The 19,702-nt window shown below is 67.7% G+C and carries 17 protein-coding genes; 11 read left to right on the top strand and 6 right to left on the bottom strand.

Annotation, left to right across the window (positions count from 1 at the left end; genetic code table 11):
* Positions 1–114: 114 nt before the first annotated feature.
* Positions 115–1,074, top strand: a complete 960-nt coding sequence (locus FFS08_RS06565; RefSeq protein ID WP_137864700.1) for a peptidyl-alpha-hydroxyglycine alpha-amidating lyase family protein — start codon at positions 115–117, stop codon at positions 1,072–1,074.
* Between the two features lie 61 nt (positions 1,075–1,135).
* Here FFS08_RS06565 and FFS08_RS06560 read toward each other — a convergent pair whose 3' ends face one another.
* The 3 genes from FFS08_RS06560 to FFS08_RS23395 form a co-directional block, all read right to left on the bottom strand.
* Positions 1,136–2,779: an inorganic phosphate transporter gene (locus FFS08_RS06560; protein WP_137864701.1), complete on the bottom strand. Its 1,644-nt coding sequence runs from the start codon at positions 2,777–2,779 to the stop codon at positions 1,136–1,138.
* Between the two features lie 84 nt (positions 2,780–2,863).
* On the bottom strand, positions 2,864–3,361 hold the full coding sequence (locus FFS08_RS06555) for a hypothetical protein (RefSeq protein ID WP_137864702.1): 498 nt from the start codon (positions 3,359–3,361) through the stop codon (positions 2,864–2,866).
* A gap of 98 nt (positions 3,362–3,459) precedes the next feature.
* Positions 3,460–3,636, bottom strand: a complete 177-nt coding sequence (locus tag FFS08_RS23395; RefSeq protein ID WP_163594767.1) for a hypothetical protein — start codon at positions 3,634–3,636, stop codon at positions 3,460–3,462.
* Positions 3,637–3,735: 99 nt separating this feature from the next.
* On the opposite strand from FFS08_RS23395, the gene FFS08_RS06550 reads away from it, so the two are divergent.
* Positions 3,736–6,075, top strand: a complete 2,340-nt coding sequence (locus tag FFS08_RS06550; protein ID WP_137864703.1) for an ATP-dependent helicase — start codon at positions 3,736–3,738, stop codon at positions 6,073–6,075.
* A 301-nt stretch (positions 6,076–6,376) separates the two neighbouring features.
* Complete coding sequence (locus FFS08_RS06545) at positions 6,377–7,861, top strand: serine hydrolase domain-containing protein (RefSeq protein ID WP_137864704.1); 1,485 nt, start codon at positions 6,377–6,379, stop codon at positions 7,859–7,861.
* A gap of 18 nt (positions 7,862–7,879) precedes the next feature.
* On the opposite strand, the gene FFS08_RS06540 is transcribed toward FFS08_RS06545, so the two are convergent.
* Positions 7,880–8,212: a hypothetical protein gene (locus FFS08_RS06540; RefSeq protein ID WP_331484152.1), complete on the bottom strand. Its 333-nt coding sequence runs from the start codon at positions 8,210–8,212 to the stop codon at positions 7,880–7,882.
* 368 nt (positions 8,213–8,580) lie between these two features.
* Between FFS08_RS06540 and FFS08_RS06535 the strand changes: the two genes are divergently transcribed.
* The 7 genes from FFS08_RS06535 to FFS08_RS06505 all read left to right on the top strand — a co-directional run bounded on the left by FFS08_RS06535 (position 8,581) and on the right by FFS08_RS06505 (position 15,640).
* The gene (locus FFS08_RS06535; RefSeq protein WP_137864705.1) at positions 8,581–9,111 is read left to right on the top strand and encodes a glycine zipper 2TM domain-containing protein; all 531 of its coding nucleotides are present in this window, start codon (positions 8,581–8,583) and stop codon (positions 9,109–9,111) included.
* Positions 9,112–9,241: 130 nt separating this feature from the next.
* The gene (locus tag FFS08_RS06530) at positions 9,242–9,898 is read left to right on the top strand and encodes a hemerythrin domain-containing protein (protein ID WP_171012498.1); all 657 of its coding nucleotides are present in this window, start codon (positions 9,242–9,244) and stop codon (positions 9,896–9,898) included.
* Positions 9,899–9,959: 61 nt separating this feature from the next.
* On the top strand, positions 9,960–11,351 hold the full coding sequence (locus FFS08_RS06525; RefSeq protein ID WP_137864707.1) for an MFS transporter: 1,392 nt from the start codon (positions 9,960–9,962) through the stop codon (positions 11,349–11,351).
* Between the two features lie 123 nt (positions 11,352–11,474).
* The gene (locus FFS08_RS06520) at positions 11,475–12,806 is read left to right on the top strand and encodes an MFS transporter (protein ID WP_137864708.1); all 1,332 of its coding nucleotides are present in this window, start codon (positions 11,475–11,477) and stop codon (positions 12,804–12,806) included.
* Positions 12,803–13,723 carry a cysteine synthase A gene (cysK, locus tag FFS08_RS06515; protein ID WP_137864709.1) on the top strand — a complete coding sequence of 307 codons (921 nt, stop codon included), beginning with the start codon at positions 12,803–12,805 and terminating at the stop codon, positions 13,721–13,723. The genes FFS08_RS06520 and cysK overlap by 4 nt, the downstream gene beginning before the upstream one ends.
* Positions 13,724–13,796: 73 nt before the next feature.
* Positions 13,797–14,117, top strand: a complete 321-nt coding sequence (locus FFS08_RS06510) for a hypothetical protein (RefSeq protein WP_137864710.1) — start codon at positions 13,797–13,799, stop codon at positions 14,115–14,117.
* 92 nt (positions 14,118–14,209) lie between these two features.
* A complete protein-coding gene (locus tag FFS08_RS06505) occupies positions 14,210–15,640 on the top strand; it encodes a cell wall hydrolase (protein ID WP_249341259.1) in 1,431 nt (476 codons plus the stop codon).
* Here the strand turns inward: FFS08_RS06505 and FFS08_RS06500 are convergent.
* A complete protein-coding gene (locus tag FFS08_RS06500) occupies positions 15,637–17,079 on the bottom strand; it encodes a PH domain-containing protein (RefSeq protein ID WP_137864711.1) in 1,443 nt (480 codons plus the stop codon). The genes FFS08_RS06505 and FFS08_RS06500 overlap by 4 nt on opposite strands.
* Positions 17,072–17,551, bottom strand: a complete 480-nt coding sequence (locus tag FFS08_RS06495; protein ID WP_137864712.1) for a PH domain-containing protein — start codon at positions 17,549–17,551, stop codon at positions 17,072–17,074. Before FFS08_RS06495 ends, FFS08_RS06500 begins: the two co-directional genes overlap by 8 nt.
* Before the next feature lie 417 nt (positions 17,552–17,968).
* Here FFS08_RS06495 and FFS08_RS06490 point away from each other — a divergent pair, with 417 nt between their 5' ends.
* Entirely contained in the window at positions 17,969–19,702 is a 1,734-nt protein-coding gene (locus tag FFS08_RS06490) for a gluzincin family metallopeptidase (protein ID WP_137864713.1), read from the top strand.

Below are 19,702 nucleotides of genomic sequence, written 5' to 3'. Positions count from 1 at the left end.
CGCATCCTCATTTTGTCATGGCACCGTCCCACCTGGCGCCGCCGTTCCGGATCCCCGCTTTCGCCAGGATGACGGATGGGGCTAGGGTCCATACCCAAGGGCGGGAGGAATTGAATGCGCATCACCGGGCTGGCGATCCTCGCCCCGCTGCTCCTCGCCTCCACCGCGCCGGCGCCGCGCTACGCCGTCGTCCATGGCTGGCCGATCCTGCCCGAAGGCCGCGTCCTCGGCCCCTGTTCGGGCGTGGCGGTGAACAGCAGGGACGAGGTGTTCGTTCTCCACCGCGGCAACCGCGGCACCGATGCCAAGGCACTCGCCCTTGTGCAGGAGCCCGTGGTCGAAGTCTTCGACGCCGGCACCGGCAAGCTGTTGCGCGAATGGGGGAAGGGTCTGTTCGTCGTTCCGCACGGCATCAGCATCGGCCCTGACGATCATGTCTGGATCACCGATACCGGCTCGAACCAGGTATTCGAGTTCACCCGCGGGGGCGAGTTGCTCCGTACCTTCGGCGAACATGGCGTCGCCGGTGCCGATGCCGCCCATTTCGACCGCCCCACCGACGTTGCGCCCTTGCCCGGCGGCAGCTTCTACGTGGCCGACGGCTATGGCAATTCGCGCGTGATGAAGTTCGCCGCCGACGGGAAGCTGCTCTTCCAATGGGGCACGCGCGGCGCCGGCCCGGGCCAGTTCGCCATCCCCCATGCGCTCGCGGTCGATGCCGGCCGCCGCGTCTATGTCGCCGACCGGGCGAACGACCGCGTCCAGCTGTTCGACGCGAAGGGCCGCTATCTCACCGAATGGAAATCGCCCGCGATCGGCCGTCCCTTCGGGCTGGCGCTGTTGCCGGGCAATCGCATCGCGATCCTCGACGGTGGAGCGAACCCGGACAAGGTGCCCGATCACGACGGCGTGACCATCGCTGATCTCGACGGCCGCGAGATCGCGCATTTCGGCCGGATCGGCAACCAGGACGGCCAGTTCTGGATCGCCCACGACATCGCCGCGGACCGCGCCGGCAATCTCTACGTGGTCGATATCGCCGGCCAGCGCGTGCAGAAGTTCATGCGGAAATAAGGATCCCCTGATCCGTCATCCCCGCCTTCGCGCGACGACGGTCATATGCCAGGGGCTGACCCTACAGCCCCAGCGCCTTCACCGCGGCGAGCATCAGCCAGTAGAGCCCGCCCGAGAGCAGCATCGCCGCCGGCAGGGTGAGCAGCCACGCCAGTGCCAGGTTGCGCACCGTGCGCGCCTGCAGCCCCGCGCCGCTCGCCACCGAGGCACCGGCGACGCCCGAGGAGAGGATGTGCGTGGTCGACACCGGCAGGCCGAAGCGATCGGCGGCCAGGATGGTGCCCGCCGCAACCAGCTCGGCCGATGCGCCCATGGCATAGGTCATGTGCTGCTTGCCGATCTTCTCGCCGACGGTGACGACGATCCGCTTCCAGCCGATCATCGTCCCCAGGCCGAGCGCCAGCGCCACCACGATCTTCACCCAGAGCGGAATGAAACGAGTGCCCTTCTCCAGATTGTCCTGGTACGCCTTGATCGCAGTCAGCTCGGCGGGCTGGTAGCCATCGGGCTTCTTGGTCGCGAGCCGGCTGGTGTCGAGCACCAGGTACATGTCGTTGCGGAGATTGCCGGTGGCTTCCGCCGGCACCTTGCTCAGCGAGCCATAGCCCTGAACGCGAGCGGTAAGGTCCTTGGACAGATCGCCCAGCGCGGCGAACACCTGCGGGCTTTCGGCCTTGCGCTGCTGGAGCGCGGAGGTGAGGACCTGGCGCGCCTGGACGGGGGTCATGTCGGGCAGTCCGCCGCTGCGCGCGTCGAACATGGCCGCGGCGACATTGGCGGTCTGGACATAGGCTGGCGTGGCGCTTGCCGACTGTGTGCGGTTGAGGGCGTAGGCGGTAGGGGCGCAGCCGATCAGGATCAGCATGATCAGGCCCATGCCCTTCTGGCCGTCGTTCGAGCCATGGCTGAACGAAACCGCGGTGCAAGTGAAGATCAGCGCGCTGCGGATGCCGAGCGGCGGCGCCGTGTGCGGCATCGGCGAGGTGTAGAGCTTCGGATTGCGCAGCAGCGCGCGCATCACGAGCAGCAGCAGCAGCGCGGCGAAGAAGCCGATCAGCGGCGCCATCCACAGGCCGGTGAGGATCTTGGTCGCCTGGCTCCAGTCCACGCCGGCGGTGCCGCCGCGCGAACCCGCGTTGATCAGCTGGTTGGCCAGGCCGACGCCGAGCACCGAGCCGATCAGCGTGTGCGACGACGAATTGGGCAGGCCGACATACCAGGTACCGAGATTCCACAGCACCGCCGCGAGCAGCAGGGCGAAGATCATCGCGAATCCGCCCGCCGAGCCGACGTTGAGGATCAGCTCCACCGGCAGCAGCGTGATGATCGAATAGGCGACGGCGCCGCTCGAGAACATCACGCCCAGGAAGTTCCAGAATCCCGACCAGACCACCGCGAAATGGGCAGGCATCGAATTGGTGTAGATCACCGTCGCCACCGCATTGGCGGTATCGTGGAAGCCGTTCACGAACTCGAAGCCGAGTGCGATCAACAGCGCCAGCGCAAGGAAGAGGAACACGCCGGTGGCCAGTTCCTCCCCCACGCCGCGCGTGTCGCTCAGCACGCTCCAGCCGGCAAAGGCCAGTCCGCCCACCAGGATCGCCGCGAAGAGCAGCTTGGCGAGAGGATGGGTCTTATAGTCGAATCGGGGCCCCGGCTGCGGTTGGTCGACCGGCGGGGCTTGGTCCAGAGCGAGTGATGCCATGATGTGCGCGCCTCTGGCCGGAGGGTGTGACAGCCATATGACAAACGCATGACATAGCGAAGGATCGCGCTGAAACGAACCGCTTTAGAAACGGAATTGCATATAGGCCTTGGGGCCCGGCTTGATGCCCCGATTGCCGCCGGGCAGGCTTGTGAACCCGCGCCCGCGCACCCGCCGCAGCCAGGCGAAGCCCATCTCGACATGATCCGACGCCTCGAAGCTCAGCCGCGCGCCGGCATAGTGCCGCGCGTCGCGCACCACGCCGCGATCGGCATCGAAACGCGGCGCCTGCGCATAGGCGCTCAGGCCGAACCAGGTGTGCCCGATCACTTCCTTCTGAAGCGAGAAGCCATAGGAGGAGCGCGTCTCGTCGGCCCGCCAGCTCTCGTTGCTGCCCCGTACCGTCGCGGAGGTGCGGAGCCACAGGCCCGATGCCCGCTCCTCGGTCTTCACGCGAATTTCCGGCTGCAGCACCAGATAGGCGGTCTGCGCCGCCGCGACCGCCTGCGCGCCCGCCGGACCGGCGGCGAGCATCATCCCCGCCGCCAATCCGACCATACCGGTTCGAACGATACCCCCCATGCCGAGTCCCCCAGACAGGCACGCGCCACCGAATCCACAGCGCAGGAGGGATATTATTGCTGATATGTTTCCAATACCAGCATATAATGTGTCCGGCCTCAGCCCTGGGCCTGCTCCTGCAACATCTCCTCCAGTACCCCGATCGCCCCGAGTATCCGCAGCTGGGTCCGCTTGACCTCGGCGATCTGCGCATCCAGCGCCTTCAGCCGCTCTTCGCCCGCCGCATGCTGGAGCCTGAACTGTTCGAGCCGCTCCTCGATCATCGCCCTGTCCATCCCCGTCTCCTCGATCGTGCGGGCCCGACGATCACAGGATCGCGCGGTGCTGGCAATCCGCCATTGCCTCGCCCGCCCGCGTTCCCTACCTGTTCGCGGATGACCCTGCCCGTCGAGACCGATGCCAACGCCCCCTATCTCCAGGGCCTGAACCCGCCCCAGCGCGAAGCGGTGCTGACGGCCGAGGGGCCGGTGCTGGTCCTGGCCGGCGCGGGCACGGGCAAGACCGCGGCGCTCACTGCCCGCCTGGCGCATCTGCTCTGGACCCGCCGCGCCTATCCCAGCGAGATCCTGGCGGTCACCTTCACCAACAAGGCGGCACGCGAGATGAAGGAGCGCGTCGGCCGCCTGGTCGGCGCCGCGGTGGAGGGCATGCCCTGGCTCGGCACCTTCCACGCGATCGGCGCCAAGATGCTGCGCCGTCATGCCGAGCTGGTCGGGCTCCAGAGCAACTTCACCATCCTCGACACGGACGACCAGCTCCGCCTGATCAAACAGCTGATCCTCGCGGCGGACCTCGACGAGAAGCGCTGGCCCGCGCGCCAACTCGCCGGGCTGATCGACGAATGGAAGAACAAGGGCCTCACGCCCGCCGAGATCGGGGCCGGCGAGTCCGAGCGCTATGCGAACGGCCGCGGCGCCGCGCTTTATCATCTCTATCAGGAGCGGCTGAAGGCACTGAACGCCTGCGACTTCGGCGACCTGCTGCTGCACATGCTGGTGATCCTCAAGACGCACCGCGACGTGCTGGAGAGCTATCAGCAGCGCTTCCGCTACATCCTGGTCGACGAATATCAGGACACCAACGCCGTCCAGTATCTCTGGCTGCGGCTGCTCGCCCAGGAGCGCAAGAACATCTGCTGCGTCGGCGACGACGACCAGTCGATCTATTCCTGGCGCGGCGCGCTGGTGGAGAACATCCTGAAGTTCGAAAAGGATTTCCCCGGCGCCCGGGTGATCAAGCTCGAGCAGAATTACCGCTCGACTCCGCACATCCTCGCCGCCGCCTCGGGCGTGATCGCCAACAATAGCGGCCGGCTCGGCAAGACCTTGTGGACCGACAAGAATGACGGCGAGAAGGTCAAGGTGCTCGGCGTGTGGGACGGGCCCGAGGAAGCGCGCCGCGTCGGCGAGGAGATCGAGGGGCTGCAGCGCGCCTGGAACAGGGAAGACGGGGGCAAGAGCCTGGACGACACGGCGATCCTCGTCCGCGCCCAGCACCAGACGCGCGAGTTCGAGGACCGGTTCATCGCGATCGGCCTGCCCTATCGCATCATCGGCGGCTTCCGCTTCTACGAGCGCCAGGAGATCCGCGACGCGCTCGCCTATCTCCGCGTCGTCGCCCAGCCGGCGGACGACCTCGCCTTCGAGCGCATCGTCAACGTCCCCAAGCGCGGCCTGGGCGACAAGGCGCTGGCGAAAGTCCACCAATATGCCCGGGCCGAGGGCATTCCGCTCACTACCGCCGCCGCGCGCATCCTCGACACCGACGAGCTGACGCCCCAGGCCCGCCGCGCGCTGGGCAATCTGGTCGGCGACATGGCGCGCTGGCGCAGCATGGGCAACGACCTCCAGCATCCGGACCTCGCCCGCATCATCCTCGACGAGAGCGGCTATACCGCGATGTGGCAGGCCGACCGCACCGCCGAGGCCGCCGGGCGGCTCGAGAACCTGAACGAGCTCGTCCGCGCGATGGAGGAATATGAGACGCTCGGCGCCTTTCTCGAGCATGTCAGCCTCGTCATGGACAATGAGGGGCAGCGGGACGAGCCCAAGGTGACGATCATGACGATCCACGCCGCCAAGGGGCTGGAGTTCGACACGGTGTTCCTGGCGGGCTGGGAGGAAGGCATCTTCCCCTCGCAGCGCGCGCTGGACGAGGGCGGGCTGGCCTCGCTGGAGGAGGAGCGCCGCCTCGCCTATGTCGCGATCACCCGCGCGCGGCGCCAGGCGACGATCCTGCACGCCGCCAATCGCCGCATCTACGGCCAGTGGAACTCCAGCATGCCGAGCCGCTTCGTCGCCGAGCTGCCCGAGGCGCATGTCGAGAGCGAGAGCACGATGACCGGCGGCGCTTCGCTATGGCAGGCGAACTGGAGCGAGCGCGCCGATCCCTTCGCGGACGTATCCCGCGGCACCGGGAGGGGCCCGGGCTGGCAGCGCGCGGCGGGAGTCTCGGGAAGCGTGGACCTGAAGAACCCGGGTGGCGGGTTCACTTCACGGACGTTCAATCGCGAGCCCGCCCGAGTGGTGGAGAGCCGCGCATCCGCGGTGAGCTTCGGCGCCAAGCCCCGCGACGACCTCTCGCTGGGGATGCGCGTGTTCCACCAGAAGTTCGGCTATGGGGTGATCGCCGAGATCGAAGGGAACAAGCTCGAGATCGACTTCGAGCAGGCCGGGCGGAAGCGGGTCATGGATAGTTTCGTTACGACGGGGTGAGCGCGCGAACCCCTGGAACGCGCGCCCTCCCTCCATCAGCTGGCCATGATCGTTTTCGGCGCATTGCGGCCGAAGCGGGACCTTCGGCCTTCCGTCGGCGCAATCAACCAGGATGACCGCTGATTGCCCCTGGCAGGGGGATCATCCCTGCGCTCGCCACCATGGGTTGGACGCTTCACGCGGCATGCGCCATCGGATCGACTGGCGCCTCGCCATGGCGGCGCTCAGTGTCTTACCCCATCATCACACCCTTGACGCAGGCATCGCTACAAATGTAGCCTGGTCGCGAAAGGGAGATATCATGCAGCAGAACGCCCCCGCCCTACGCCTGGACCGCCGCCGCCTCCTCGCGCTGATGCCCGCCACGGCCGGCGCGGCGCTCCTCCCCGGCCTGGCGCGCGCGGTCGCCGCCGCCGATCCGGTCCAGGCGCTGGTCGACGATTTCGTGGCGAGCGGCAAGGCACCCGGCGTCTCGGTCGCCGTCATTCGCGACGGCAATACCCGCTTCTACAATGCCGGCGTGTTCTCGCACACCACCCACGCCCCCGCCACCGAACATTCCGTCCACGAGATCGGCTCGATCTCCAAGACCTTCACCAGCCTGCTCCTCGCCCATGCGATCGAGGAAGGCCGCGCCCGGATCGACGACGATGTCCGCCGGCACCTGCCGCCGGGATACGACAATCTCGTCCGCGACGGCCGCCCGATCCGCCTTGCCGACCTGGTCACCACCACCTCGGCGCTGCAAGACAATCTGCCCGACTGGAGCGGCTTCCTCGGCAAGGTGCCGGAGGACCAGGTCGTCGCCGAAGCGTCGAAGCTGCTCAAGGGCTATGACCCGGCGAATTTCCTTCCCGATCTCAAGACGGTCACGCTGCTCGACGTGCCCGGGCGCACGCCCCGCCACAGCAACACCGCCTCGCAGCTCCAGGGCGTGCTGGCCGAGCGCATCTATGGCGAGCCCTATGACGCGCTGCTTGCCCGCCTGGTCGAAAGGCCGCTCGGCATGCGCGCCGGCGGCGGCGCCGTCCCGCCCGGCCTGCTCGTCACCGGCTATAGCAGCAAGGGCGCAGAGGCGCCGCCGCTCGATATGCCGCTGATCCGCGCCGCGGGCGGGCTGCGCTATTCGGCGGTGGATCTGGCGCGCTACGTCGCCGCCCAGCTCGCCGCGCGCGATCCGGCCATCGCCCGCACCCACCGGCCGCTGTTCGGCACACCCGAGACGAGCGCGATCGGCTTCCACTGGGTGATCGCCAAGACCGCCGACAGCCAGCTCTATCTGCGCCATTCGGGCGGCACCTTCGGCCAGTCGAGCTATTGCGACTTCTATCCGGCCCAGCGCTACGGCGCGGTCGTCCTCGCCAACAGTGCCGGCGCGCAGAATACGGGCCAGGCGCTCGCCGACACCATCCACGCAGCCCTGTTCGGCCCGCCGCACGGCCTGAAGGCGCTGGAGGCGGAACTGGAGCGGAGCAACTATGGCGACGTATCCGCCACGATCGCCGCGACCAAGGCGCGCTTCCCCGAACTTCACCTGACCGAGGACTATATGAACGCCTGGGGCTATCGCCTGCTCCGCGCGTCGCCCCGGGCCGCGCGCGGCATCTTCGCCTGGAACGCGGCGCAATTTCCGGAGAGCTGGAACACGCATGACAGCCTGGCCGAGGCGATCGCCGCCACCGGCGACAAGGCGGGCGCGATTATGGAGTATCGGCGCTCGCTCGCGCTCAACCCGGCCAATGACAATGCGACGCAGATGATCGCGAAACTGCAAAAGGCGCCCTAGGATGGAGCGAACCGGGGTTCAGGCCACCGCCATCAGCGTCTCGCCGCGATATTTCTCGAGGCCGGGATCGAACAGCGCGCTCGGCACGAACGTCTGCTCCAGCACCGCCATGTCCTTGAGCCCGTCGAGCTTGAACGTGCCGATCTTCTCCTCGCGGGGCGGCAGGCCCTCCTTGGAGACCACGACGGCATCGACGTGGAGCGCATCGTGCCGCGTGTAGAGGATGTGCGGGGCAAGGATCATCGCAGTGCGGTTATAGGTCGCGGCCAGGCATTTCTGGCGCACGATTCCTTCCAGGACCATCGGCGTGACCGGCGCGGGGGCGGCGGGTGGATCGGCTTCGTGACTCAAGAACATGCGCCCTTATGGCAATTCTTGCTGCGCCGCAGCAAGGCCCTGGCTTCGGATACCGGATCTTCGTCGAGATTGGCCGGATTTTCGTTGAAATCGGATCGTCGGCGCATCAGCCCCTCTCTTCCGCCGCGCCCAGTGCGAGATCGCGCGCGGCCAGCCCTGCCAACTATCCAGAGCCGCGCTGGTTGCGTCGAACCGTGCGGGCGGGGCGCGGCCCCGCCCTTCCAGGCGTTCGCCGGCACGATCCGGCTCGCTTCGTTACGGTTCCGCCGCATCGGCGCCGTCCGTTCAGCGCGGCTTCACGCGCATGTCCGGAACGTTTCAGCGTCCCCGGCCGTATGGGCCTTCGGGAAGGAGAAGATACAATGAAGCATCTGGTAACCCTCGCCGCGGTCGCTGCCGCCAGCCTGGCGGTCGCCACGCCGGCCATGGCGCAGCGCGGCCCCGTCTACGGGCAGGACGAGGAAGCACGCTTCGACGCCGCGCAGCAGCGCTTCCAGCGGGAATATGATCAGTTCCAGCAGGCAGTCGATCGCTATCGCGCCTACAAGTCGCGCCCGGTCGTCGCGCCGCCGCCTCCGCCGCCGCGCGGCGGCTATTATGATCCGCGCGACGAGGAATATTATGACGCGGCCCGCGACTATCGCGCGCCGCCCCCAGGCTATCAGGAACGCGTCCTGACCCAGGACGACCGCATCTATCGCGGCCAGGACGGCAAATATTATTGCAAGCGCTCGGACGGCACGACCGGCCTGATCGTCGGCGCGGCGGCCGGCGGCCTGTTCGGCAACGTCATTGCCGGCGGGCGCTCCAAGACGGTGGGCACGCTGCTCGGCGCGATCGCCGGCGGCGCGCTCGGCAGCTCGGTGGACCGCGACCAGGTCCGCTGCCGCTGACCCGATCGGGGGGCCCCGTCGCGGCGCGGCGGGGCCTCCGTAGCTTCCCCGATGGGGACAGCTCCTGAGCCGCGGCTTCACGCCCGCGCAGGCATAATGCGCCAAGATGGGGGATATGAGGAGTCGCGCCATGCCCGTGGACCGCGTGCTGCGGCAGCACGGACATATTCTCGCCAATGCCGACGCGCTCGAAGCGCTCGTCTCGGGGCCTCGCCCGGCGAGCGTCGAGGGGCTGGGCTTCCGGCGCTGGCTGTTCACCCGCGACCTGCTGATGCACTTCGCCAAGATGGAGGGCCAGGTCTATGGCCCGCTGATGGACGAGGTGGGCGGCGAAGTGGCACATGTGGCAAGCCATGCGAGCGCCGAGACCGCTGCCCTGGTCGCGGATTTCCGCGAGCACGTCACGCGCTGGCACGGCTTCCCGAGCGAAGCCCAGTGGGACATCTATGCGCGCGCGACTCGCTGGCTGACGGCACGGATCCGCGAGCGGCTCGAAGGCGAGGCCACCGATATCCTGCCGCTGCTCTCCCGACTGCCCGTGGACGAGCGGGGCGCCTGCCCCGGCAAGCCGGACCATCGCTATGTCGCGGATGCATGGGAAATTCGCGAGCTGATCTTCGGTGGCGCAGCCCCGGCAGTTGCAGCCGATGCCGAGCCCGGTAACGCCGGATCAATGCCAGAGGATAAGGATCAGGAGAATGACCGGAATCGGAATGCCGAGCAGCCACAACAAGATGCCCTTGCCCATCTGAATCCTCCAAGTAGTTGGTTTAGATTGCGAAAATAACCGCCCAGCACGATACCGGTTCCGCTGGAACCGAGCCGCGGGTTGAGGCACTGAGCATGTGATGACCGACGGCCTTCCCCAGCCCCGCCGTACCCTCGCCATCGCGGCCGTCTCTTTCGGCACGGCGCTGGTGGTGATCGACGGCGCGATCGCCACCGTGGCGCTGCCCACCATCGCCCGGGACCTGCACGTGGACAGTTCGGCGGCAGTCTCTGTCGTCACCGTCTATCAGCTGATGCTGGTGATGCTGCTCCTGCCGCTGGCCGGGCTGGGCGAGCGCATCGGCCTCAAACGGATGTACCAGGCCGGGCAGCTGGTCTTCGCGGTGGCGACGGTGCTGTGCTTCTTCGCCGAGAGCCTGCCTTTCCTGCTCATCGTCCGAGCGGCCCAGGCGGCGGGTGCGGCGGCGGCGCTCAGCGTCTCCTCGGCGCTGATCCGCCGCATCTATCCCTCGAAGCATCTGGGGCGCGGCCTGGGCATCAACTCGGTGGTGGTGTCGAGTTCCGCCGCGCTCGCTCCCACCATCGGCGGCCTGGTGCTGGCAGTCGGGCCCTGGCCCTGGGTGTTCGCATCGGCGGTGCCCTTCGCCGTCGCGAGCCTCCTGTTCGGCCGCGCCCTGCCCGACACGCCCGCACGCGACGAGCCGTTCGACGTGCTGGGGGCGCTGCTCTGCGCCGGCATGTTCGGGCTGGTGATCGGCGGACTGGAGAGCAGCGTGCACGGCGACAGTCCCGTGGTCTCGGCGGCGGTGGTCCTTGCCGGGGCGGCGATCGGCGTGCTGTTCGTCCGCCGCGAGATGCGCGAGCCCAAGCCGATCCTGCCGATCGACCTGCTCACCCGGCCCGTGCTCGCGCTCTCGGTGGTGGGTGCCTATACCGCCTTCATCGCCACGATGACGCTGCTGCTGTCGCTGCCCTTCCGGCTGCAGCACGGCTATGGCTTCGCACCGTCCGAAGTCGGCGCGGTGATCGCGCCCTGGCCGCTCACCACGATGATCGTCGCGCCGCTCGCCGGCTCGCTGTCGGACCGTTATCCAGCCGGCGCGCTGGGCGGGATCGGCATGGTGATCGCCGTGGCGGGGCTGATCCTCCTCGCCTTCCTCCCGGCGGATCCGAGCTGGTTCGACATCGCCTGGCGCATGTCGCTCACCGGGGCCGGCTTCGGCATGTTCCTCTCGCCCAATGCCCGGCTGATCATCGGCTCGGCTCCGATCGACCGTGCTGCCGCGGCGGGCGGGCTCATCTCCACCACGCGAATGGTCGGGCAGACGACGGGCGCGACGCTGGTGGCGGCATTGCTCGCGCTCAATATCGGCGGCGGCACGGTGCCGCCGCTGGTCGCGGCGGGCCTGGCCACCATCGCCGGCCTGTGCAGCCTGGCGCGTCTGCGCCCCGCCATCCGCAATCCCCGCACCGCCGAGACCGAGGACGTGCAGCCCGCCAAATTGCGCTGAGGCCGCATGCGGCCGGCCCGCTTCCGATGTCGCGCGGAAGTTCCCGCCCGATATCTTTGCCTGAGCCTTTCGCCTGCAATCGCGCGTTGCAGTTGCGTCGCGGAAGCGCCTAGAGGCGGATGCATGGCCGCCGAAGCAAAGCATCCGTTCGCCGTTCCCAATTTCCGCTACTATTTCCTCGCCCGGCTCTCGGCGACGCTGGGGCAGATGGCGATGGTGATCGTGATCGGCTGGCAGGTGTACGACATCGCCCGCCGGACGATGTCGGTGAAGGAAGCCGCCTTCCAGCTCGGGCTGATCGGGGTCGCCCAGTTCCTGCCGCTGCTGTTCCTCTCGCTCTTCGCCGGCTGGGTGGCGGATCGGCTCGACCGGCGCTGGATCGCCCGCGCCGCCCTGGCGCTCGAGGCATTCTGCGCGATCAGCCTGGGCGTGCTGACCTATACCCACATGATCAGCCTGCCCGCGCTGTTCGGGATCGCCGCGCTGCTCGGCGTGGCGCGTGCCTTTGCCAGCCCGGCGCTGAGCGCGCTTTCGCCCAATCTGGTTCCCAAGGCGATCCTGCCCACCGCAATCGCGCTCAGCTCGCTTTCGTGGCAGATCGGCACGGTGATCGGGCCCGCGATGGGCGGCTATCTCTATGCCGCGGCCGATTGGCTGTCCTATGCGGTGGCGGGCGGGCTGTTCCTGCTCTCCTTCGTGCTGCTCATGCTGATCGGCGACGTGCCGCGCAGCGCGCGCAAGTTCAACGGCAGCCCCTGGGCACAGATGATCGACGGGCTCCATTATGTCCGTCGCAACCGGCTCGTGCTCGGCGCGATTTCGCTCGACCTGTTCGCGGTGCTGCTCGGCGGCGCGACTGCGATGCTGCCCGTCTATGCCCGCGACATCCTTCAGGTAGGGTCGGAAGGGCTCGGCCATCTGCGCGCCGCCCCGGCGGTGGGAGCGGTGACCACGGCGGTGTTCTTCTCCTGGCGGCCGCTCAAGAGCGATGTCGGCGTGAAGATGCTGCTCGCAGTCGCGCTGTTCGGCGTGGCGACCGTGATCTTCGGCCTGTCCGCGCCGCTGCTCGTGCCGGTGCTGGGCCCGGCGGCGGTGGGTCATGATACTGCCCCGGCGGTAATGGTCGCGCTGTTCGCCCTGTTCGTGCTCGGCGCGGCGGACATGGTCTCGGTCTATGTCCGCCAGTCGCTGATCCAGCTCTACACGCCGGACGAGATGCGCGGGCGCGTCGGCGCGGTCTCGACCTTGTTCATTTCGGGCTCGAACGAGCTGGGCGAGGCCGAATCGGGCTTCCTCGCCGCGCTGATCGGTCCGGTCGCCGCAGTGGTGGGCGGCGGCATCGGCGCGATCCTTGTCACACTGGCATGGGCCAAGCTATTTCCGGAGCTCAGGCGGGCTCGCACCTTCGATCCTCCGGCCAATCTCGAGATTCCTCCCAAGGAGATGATGACATGAAGGCCAATACGATCCTCGAGACGATCGGCAACACGCCCCATATCCGGGCGGGCAAGCTGTTCCCGGACGCCGAAGTCTGGATCAAGTCCGAGCGGACCAATCCGGGCGGCTCGATCAAGGACCGCATCGCGCTGGCGATGATCGAGGCGGCGGAGAAGGACGGCAGCCTGCGCCCGGGCGGCACCATCGTCGAGCCGACCAGCGGCAACACCGGGGTGGGCCTGGCGATGGTCGCGGCAGTGAAGGGCTACAGGCTCGTCCTGGTGATGCCGGAGAGCATGAGCATCGAGCGCCGACGCCTGATGCTCGCTTATGGCGCGACCTTCGATCTCACGCCGCGCGAGAAGGGCATGAAGGGCGCGATCGAGCGTGCGATGGAGATCGTCGAGACGACTCCTGGCGCCTGGATGCCGCAGCAGTTCGAGAACCCGGCGAACATCGATGTGCACGTGCGCACCACTGCGCAGGAGATACTGAACGACTTCGCCGATTCGCCGATCGACGTGATCGTCACGGGCGTCGGCACCGGCGGCCATATCACGGGCGTCGCCGAGACGCTCAAGAAGCACTGGCCCAGCCTCAAGGTCTATGCCGTCGAACCCGAGCTCTCGCCGGTCATCTCGGGCGGCCAGCCCGGCCCGCACCCGATCCAGGGCATCGGCGCCGGCTTCGTGCCACGCAACCTGCATACCGACGCGATCGACGGAGTGATCAAGGTCGATGCGGGCGTCGCCAAGGATATGGCCCGCCGCGCCGCACGCGAGGAAGGCATGCTCGTCGGCATCTCCTCGGGCGCGACTTTGGCCGCGATTCTGCAGAAATTGCCGGACCTCCCTGAGGGCGCCCGTATCCTGGGGTTCAATTATGATACAGGCGAACGCTATCTGAGCGTGCCGGACTTCCTTCCGGAGAGCTGAAGCACTGGAATTAACGCCGGATTAACGCTAAGCTTCCCGAGTCGGGGAGAACGTCGTTTCCGGGGGGAACTTCGTGCGCAATGCAATGATCCTGGTGAGCATCATGCTCGCCATCTATCTGGGGTGGCCGCTTGCTTTCGGGGGGAAGCAGCGCGGGCTGGAGACGCCGGCCGAAGCGCGCGGTGTGGCGGCCGCCCCAGTTTCCAGGCCCAAGCATGTGAGGACGGCGGCGCTTGCCTCGCCGCCGCGGGCCGCGCCCATCCGTCCGGAAAGCTGCTACAAGCGCTATCAGCGTGAAATCAGGCTCTGTTCGGGCGCCACCGCGGCGGCGTGCAAGCTCGGCACGGCCGATCATTGGGACATGTGCGAGGCGACCGGCTTCTGGCCGAACTGAGTTCGCGCCGGAGGTGCTGACCCGGGCATTGCGGCGTTCCGGCGCCGCAATGGTTCCAACTGCGCGACTTCTGCGTTATGGGCGGCGACCCCATGCCGACCCTCGCTGCCCTTCCCGCCCCCGGAGCGCTCTCCGCCCGCGTGCCGCCGATGCTGGTCGCACTGCTCGGCTTGGTCACGCTCGCGGCAATCGTCCTGCCATTGTGGCTGGTGGCCCAGACGCCGCGCACGGCGGTGCACAAGCCCATGCCGGTGAAGGTGTCACATCGCGTGGTGCCGAAGACCGAATTGCCCGAAGTCGAGCCGGTCGAGCTTCAGGTCGTCACCCCCGACGATGCCCGCGCCTGGAATGCTTCCATTCCCTTCTCGCCTCTGCCCAATCCGGCGGCGCGCCCGTTCAACATCTACGGTGCGGAGGACAGCCGGGCCCGCGCAGTCGATTGCCTGGCCGCAGCCGTATATTACGAGGCGGGCGATGACGCGGTGGGCGAGCGCGCGGTCGCGCAGGTCATCATCAACCGTGCGCGCCACCCCGCCTTCCCCAAGACGATCTGCGGCGTCGTGTTCCAGGGCTCGGAGCGGTCGACCGGTTGCCAGTTCACCTTCACCTGCGACGGAGCGATGCTGCGCTATGCGCCCACCGCTGCCGCCTGGGAGCGCGCCCGCTATGTCGCTCGCACCGCGTTGACGGGCGCGGTCTACAAGCCGGTGGGCCATGCGACGCACTACCATACCGATTGGGTGGTCCCCTATTGGAGCGCCAGCCTCGAGAAGATCACGGAGGTGCATACGCATCTCTTCTTCCGCTGGACGGGCTGGTGGGGAACGCCGCCGGCGTTCAATCGCACCTATGCGGGCATCGAACCCAATATCGCGCTGATGGCCCGCCTTTCGCCCGGCGCCTTCCAGAGCGATCCTTCGCTCGAGGCATTGCTGCCCGGCGCAGTCGGTACCGACGGAGCCTTTGTCGACCCCGCCTCGATTCCGCAAAGCGCGGTGCCCGCGCCGATGGCGGCCGAGGGCGGCGAATCGAACAACTTCATGCTCACCCTGCCCAGGGGAATCAATCCGGACGCCTTCGCGGCGCTGGCGATTCGTACCTGCGGCGAGCGGCCCTATTGCAAGTTCATGGCCTGGGCGGATTCGAAACAGACTCCGGCCAGGCTGCCGCTGTCCAGTGCCCAGGTTTCGACCATGTCGTTCAGCTATCTGCGCGACGAGACCCAGGGCTTTGCCAAGGCGCTGTGGAACTGCGGTCAGTTCCGCCGGCCTAGCCCGGTCCAGTGCATGCGCGCCCAGATCCCGGCGGAGGCGGCGCCTGTCGCAGCCGCGCTGCCGATCCCCGGGGCGACGCCGCTCGCCGCGCCAACGCCGCTCGCCGGCATCCGGCGCAAGACCGACGCGGCGGCGCCGCCGGCCGGCGCCCCCGCCGGGGTGCCTGCGCAGGGCAAGGGCATGGTGAGCTTCAGCCTGCCTGCTCCCAGGCCCTCACCGACACCGCAGCCGGCGGCCGAACCGCGCTAATCGACTCGCGCCGCCAGCGCCCGCGCCAGTTCCAGGGCGGAATCGAGGGGAACATCGCTCACATCGGGGCGATGCCAGCCGCTTGCCCCGGCCGTATCCACTCTCACCGTCGCCACACCCAGCCGGCGTTGCAGCCAGCTGCGCCGCACGGTGAGTGCCTGGATCGATTCGATCGGCACGATCCAGTCGCGCTGGGAAAGCACGCCGCGCATCACCTGCAGGCTGGTTTCGCGCAGCGCGTAGCGATGCCGGGCACGCTGGAAGCACGCGACGATCACCGGCCCGGGCGCAAGCAGCAGTCCCCACCAGAGCGGCGCCAGAAAGAAGCCGCCAATCCCCAGGATCAGCGCAAGCGGCGCCCCGTGGCGGATCGCCGAGCGTAGAATATGCGCCGCCGCCACCGGGCGCAGCCCGAGGCGTTCGAAGGGCGGCAGCGGCGTGGCGGCGATCACCTCCGCCGCTTCCTCCGCAGTGGCGAAGGGTGCCATTTCCTGCCGCCCCGATCGATCGGCGCTGCCCCCCAGCGTCTGCACTTCCACGGCGTTCCAGCCCAGCCGCCCGCTGATCGCTCCCCGGCGGATCAGGCCGAGCTGGATGCGGCGGTCGGCGATGACGGCTTCGGACCGCGTGACCAGCCCCCGGACACGGCGGAAACGGCCAGGCTCATGCGTGAGCACGAAGCCATAGTCCTTGAGCAGCGTGCGCACCACGCCGGCGATCACGCACAGCAGCAGAGCCATCGCCAGCACCAGGAACAGGCCGAGAATGCTGAACCGGGCGAAGGCGATGCGCTCGGCCTCGCCGAACAGCTTCTCCCAATCGAACTGCAGCACCCGGTCGAGCGAATGGATCGCACCGTAGATCGCCGCGATCCAGATCATCGAGAAGCCGAATGCCCCGCTCAACAGCACGCGGCCAAGCGACATGGCGAAGACCAGATGACGGTCGGGCTCCACGGGCGTCTCGGCGCCGGCCCGTATTTCCGGCGCCACCCGCCGGCCGCGCAGCAGGGCGCGCAGACGCTCGGCTTCAGCCATGGAGACGCTGTCGAGCATGGCCTCCTCGGCTTCTCCGCCACCCGTCTCCAGCCTGACCACCGCCAGTCCGAAGATGCGGGCGAAGGGGCCGCGCTCGATCGACACATCCTGGATCCGGCCGCGCGGTATCGAACGGCGGCGGCGCTGGAGAACGCCGTGCTGGATCAGCACTTCCTCCGCACCGATCCGGTAGGTGAAGCTCCACCAGCCCAGCCAGGTGGAAACGATCACCACCGCGGCGATGGCGGCAAAGGCACCCAGCGCCAGCGCCGGGTGGAACTCGCGACCGGCAAAGCCGAGGATCAGCGGCGGGACGATGACCGTGGAAGGCGCGCGCATCGCGAAGCGCAGGATCACCGTGAGGATGTGGAGCCGCCGTGGCGCATCGCCCCGATCAATCATGTTGCGCGCTGCCGATGCGCTCGCGGATCGCGTCGCGTATCTCCTCGGCGGTCGCGCGCGCGATGCCGGGCAGGATCACGACATTGGCTTCGGTGCCCGCCGTGTGGAGGACCAGAGTCGCCACGCCGAACAGTCGCTCGAGCACGTCCTGCGCCACGTCGATATGCTGGACGCGGAGCGTCGGGACGATCGTGTGCACCCGTGTCCACAGGCCATGCTCGACATGGAGTTCGCCGCCCGTGAAGGCGTAGCCCCAACGCCGCCAGCGCCGTCCCGGCGCGAAGCCGGCGGTCCACAGGACGAGCGGCAGCACCGGCGCGACGATCGCCCCCTGCATCGGCAGCCCCGGCACGAAGAACTCGCCCGCTATCGCCGCCGCGAGCAGGATGGCCGCGGTGCGGATGGCGCGCAGCCGGATAACATGAAGCTGTCCGCGTTCGAGCGGCATGAGCGGAACGATGGCCAAGGTCATGAAAAGACTATCACCGAGTGTCTTACTCCACTCAAGCACTAGCTGCGCCGGAGCGGGGCAAAGTTTCCGAAATTTGCACAAGGAGCCGCGGCATTCCGACCGCCGGCCCGAGACTGCTCACATCCGGACGATCCCATCGCGCCGGACCCGAATCTCGAACGCACTCGCCCGGAAATCGAATAGAAAATAAGGTTGCGCGTCGATGTATTCTCATCCGAATGCTCATAAATTCATAGCACTTGCAATCGCCTTACGACGAATATGATAGAAAAATATACGAGAAAGCGAGTGACATCGAAGAAGCACCGAAACGGACATGGTTTCCAGGCAATCGGTTTATCCAATGCCGTGGATCGCTTGGCTTCAGGAAGTGAAACGATTACCTTGCATCCAGGGGAAATTCAGGGGAGGAAGCGCATGTCCGAGCCGCCGCCGACACGCAAGCTCACGATCATCGCCAAGGATCCCGGACTGCGCCTCGGTCCGGGGGGACCCATGGCATTCGTCGAAGTCAGCGTCCCGGCGGAAATCCTTGCCAAGGGGCCGACCGGCTACCGGATCAAGGTCGTCGACTATAACGCGACCGAGCGGCGCACCTATCTCGACGAGCAGAAATATCAGACCGGCGACGGAACGCTGATCGACCCCTTCGCACCCCGCCCCGGCGAGACGCGCCAGGATCCGGCCTATCAGCATCGCCTGCTCGCCGATCCGAATTTCCACGCGCAGAACGCCTATGCGATCGCGATGCGCACCCTGGGCGCGTTCGAGCGGGCGCTGGGGCGGCGCGTGAGCTGGAGTTCCGGCGGTCACCAGTTGCATATCGCCCCGCACGCCTTCGCTCAGGCGAACGCTTTCTATTCGGAGCCCGACCGGGCGCTGATGTTCGGCTATTTCTTCCGGCAGGACGGGCAGCCGGTCTTCACCTGCCTCAGCCACGACATCGTCGCGCACGAGACGGCGCATGCGCTGCTGGACGGTCTGCGGTCGCGATTCACCGAGCCTTCGGGCCCCGACCAGGCGGCGTTTCACGAAGGCTTTGCCGACATAGTCGCCCTGCTGTCGATCTTCTCGCTCAAGCCTGTCGTCGCCGCTGCGATCGGGGAGGACGGGCACTTCGTCGACGCGGATCGCACGATCCGGCTGGTGGCGGTGAGCAAGCTGACCGCCGAGGCGATCCGCAAGTCCATCCTGCTGGGCGTCGCCCGCGAGGTCGGCGAAGCGCTCGAGACGGGCCAGCGGGGGGCGCTCCGCCGGTCGGTCGAACTCACGCCCGAAGCGGTCCGGACGCTCCATGGCGAAGTGGAAGAGCATGCGCGCGGCGAGATCATCGTCGCCGCGATGATGAACGCCTTTGTCGAGCTATGGAGCGATCGGATCGCCGAGCTCGGACGCTTCGCCGGCGACAGCTACAATCTCGACTCCGTCGTCGAGGAAGGCACGAAGCTGGCCGGGCACCTGCTCAACATGGCGATCCGCGCGCTCGACTACTGCCCGCCGACCGATCTCGACTTCGGCCAGTATCTCAGCGCGTTGCTGACCGCCGACCGCGAGCTGGTGCCCGAGGACGAATGGGGATATCGCGCGGTGATCCGTGCGACCTTCGAACGCTACGGCATCCGCCCCCAGGCCGGAACCTGCGACGCCGACGGGTGCTGGCAGCGCTATCCGGCCGATGGTGCGCTGACCTATGCCCGGTCGAACTACCAGGCGATGACGCGCAGCCCCGACGAGCTGTTTCGCTTCCTGTGGGAAAATCGCGAGACGCTGGGCCTGAGCGCCCGCGCCTATTCCGAAGTGATCTCGATCGACCCGGCGAGCCGGATCGGCCCCGACGGCATCGCCCTGCACGAGACGGTCTGCCAATATGTGCAGCGCGCCGACCTGTTCGGCGCCGAGTTCAAGGCCGTGCTCGGCACCGAGCGGCCGGAGGGCATGCGCAGCACCGATCGCTATACCGCCTATGGTGGCGGCGTGGTGATCCTCGATCAATATGGCCGCGTCAAATATCACATCGCCAATCGGCTGGAGGATGCCGAGCGCCAGCTGACACGGGCGCAATATATGGTCGACACCGGACAGATCGGCGCGCCCGAAACGCCCGATCGGCTCCGCTTCGCGATCCTCCATCAGCAACGCATGGGAGCCTGA

Source organism: Sphingomonas sp. 1F27F7B (assembly GCF_005503355.1).
Classification (GTDB): domain Bacteria; phylum Pseudomonadota; class Alphaproteobacteria; order Sphingomonadales; family Sphingomonadaceae; genus Sphingomonas.
Note: the sequence above shows the minus strand (reverse complement) of the source record. Positions and strands in the feature narration are given on the sequence as shown.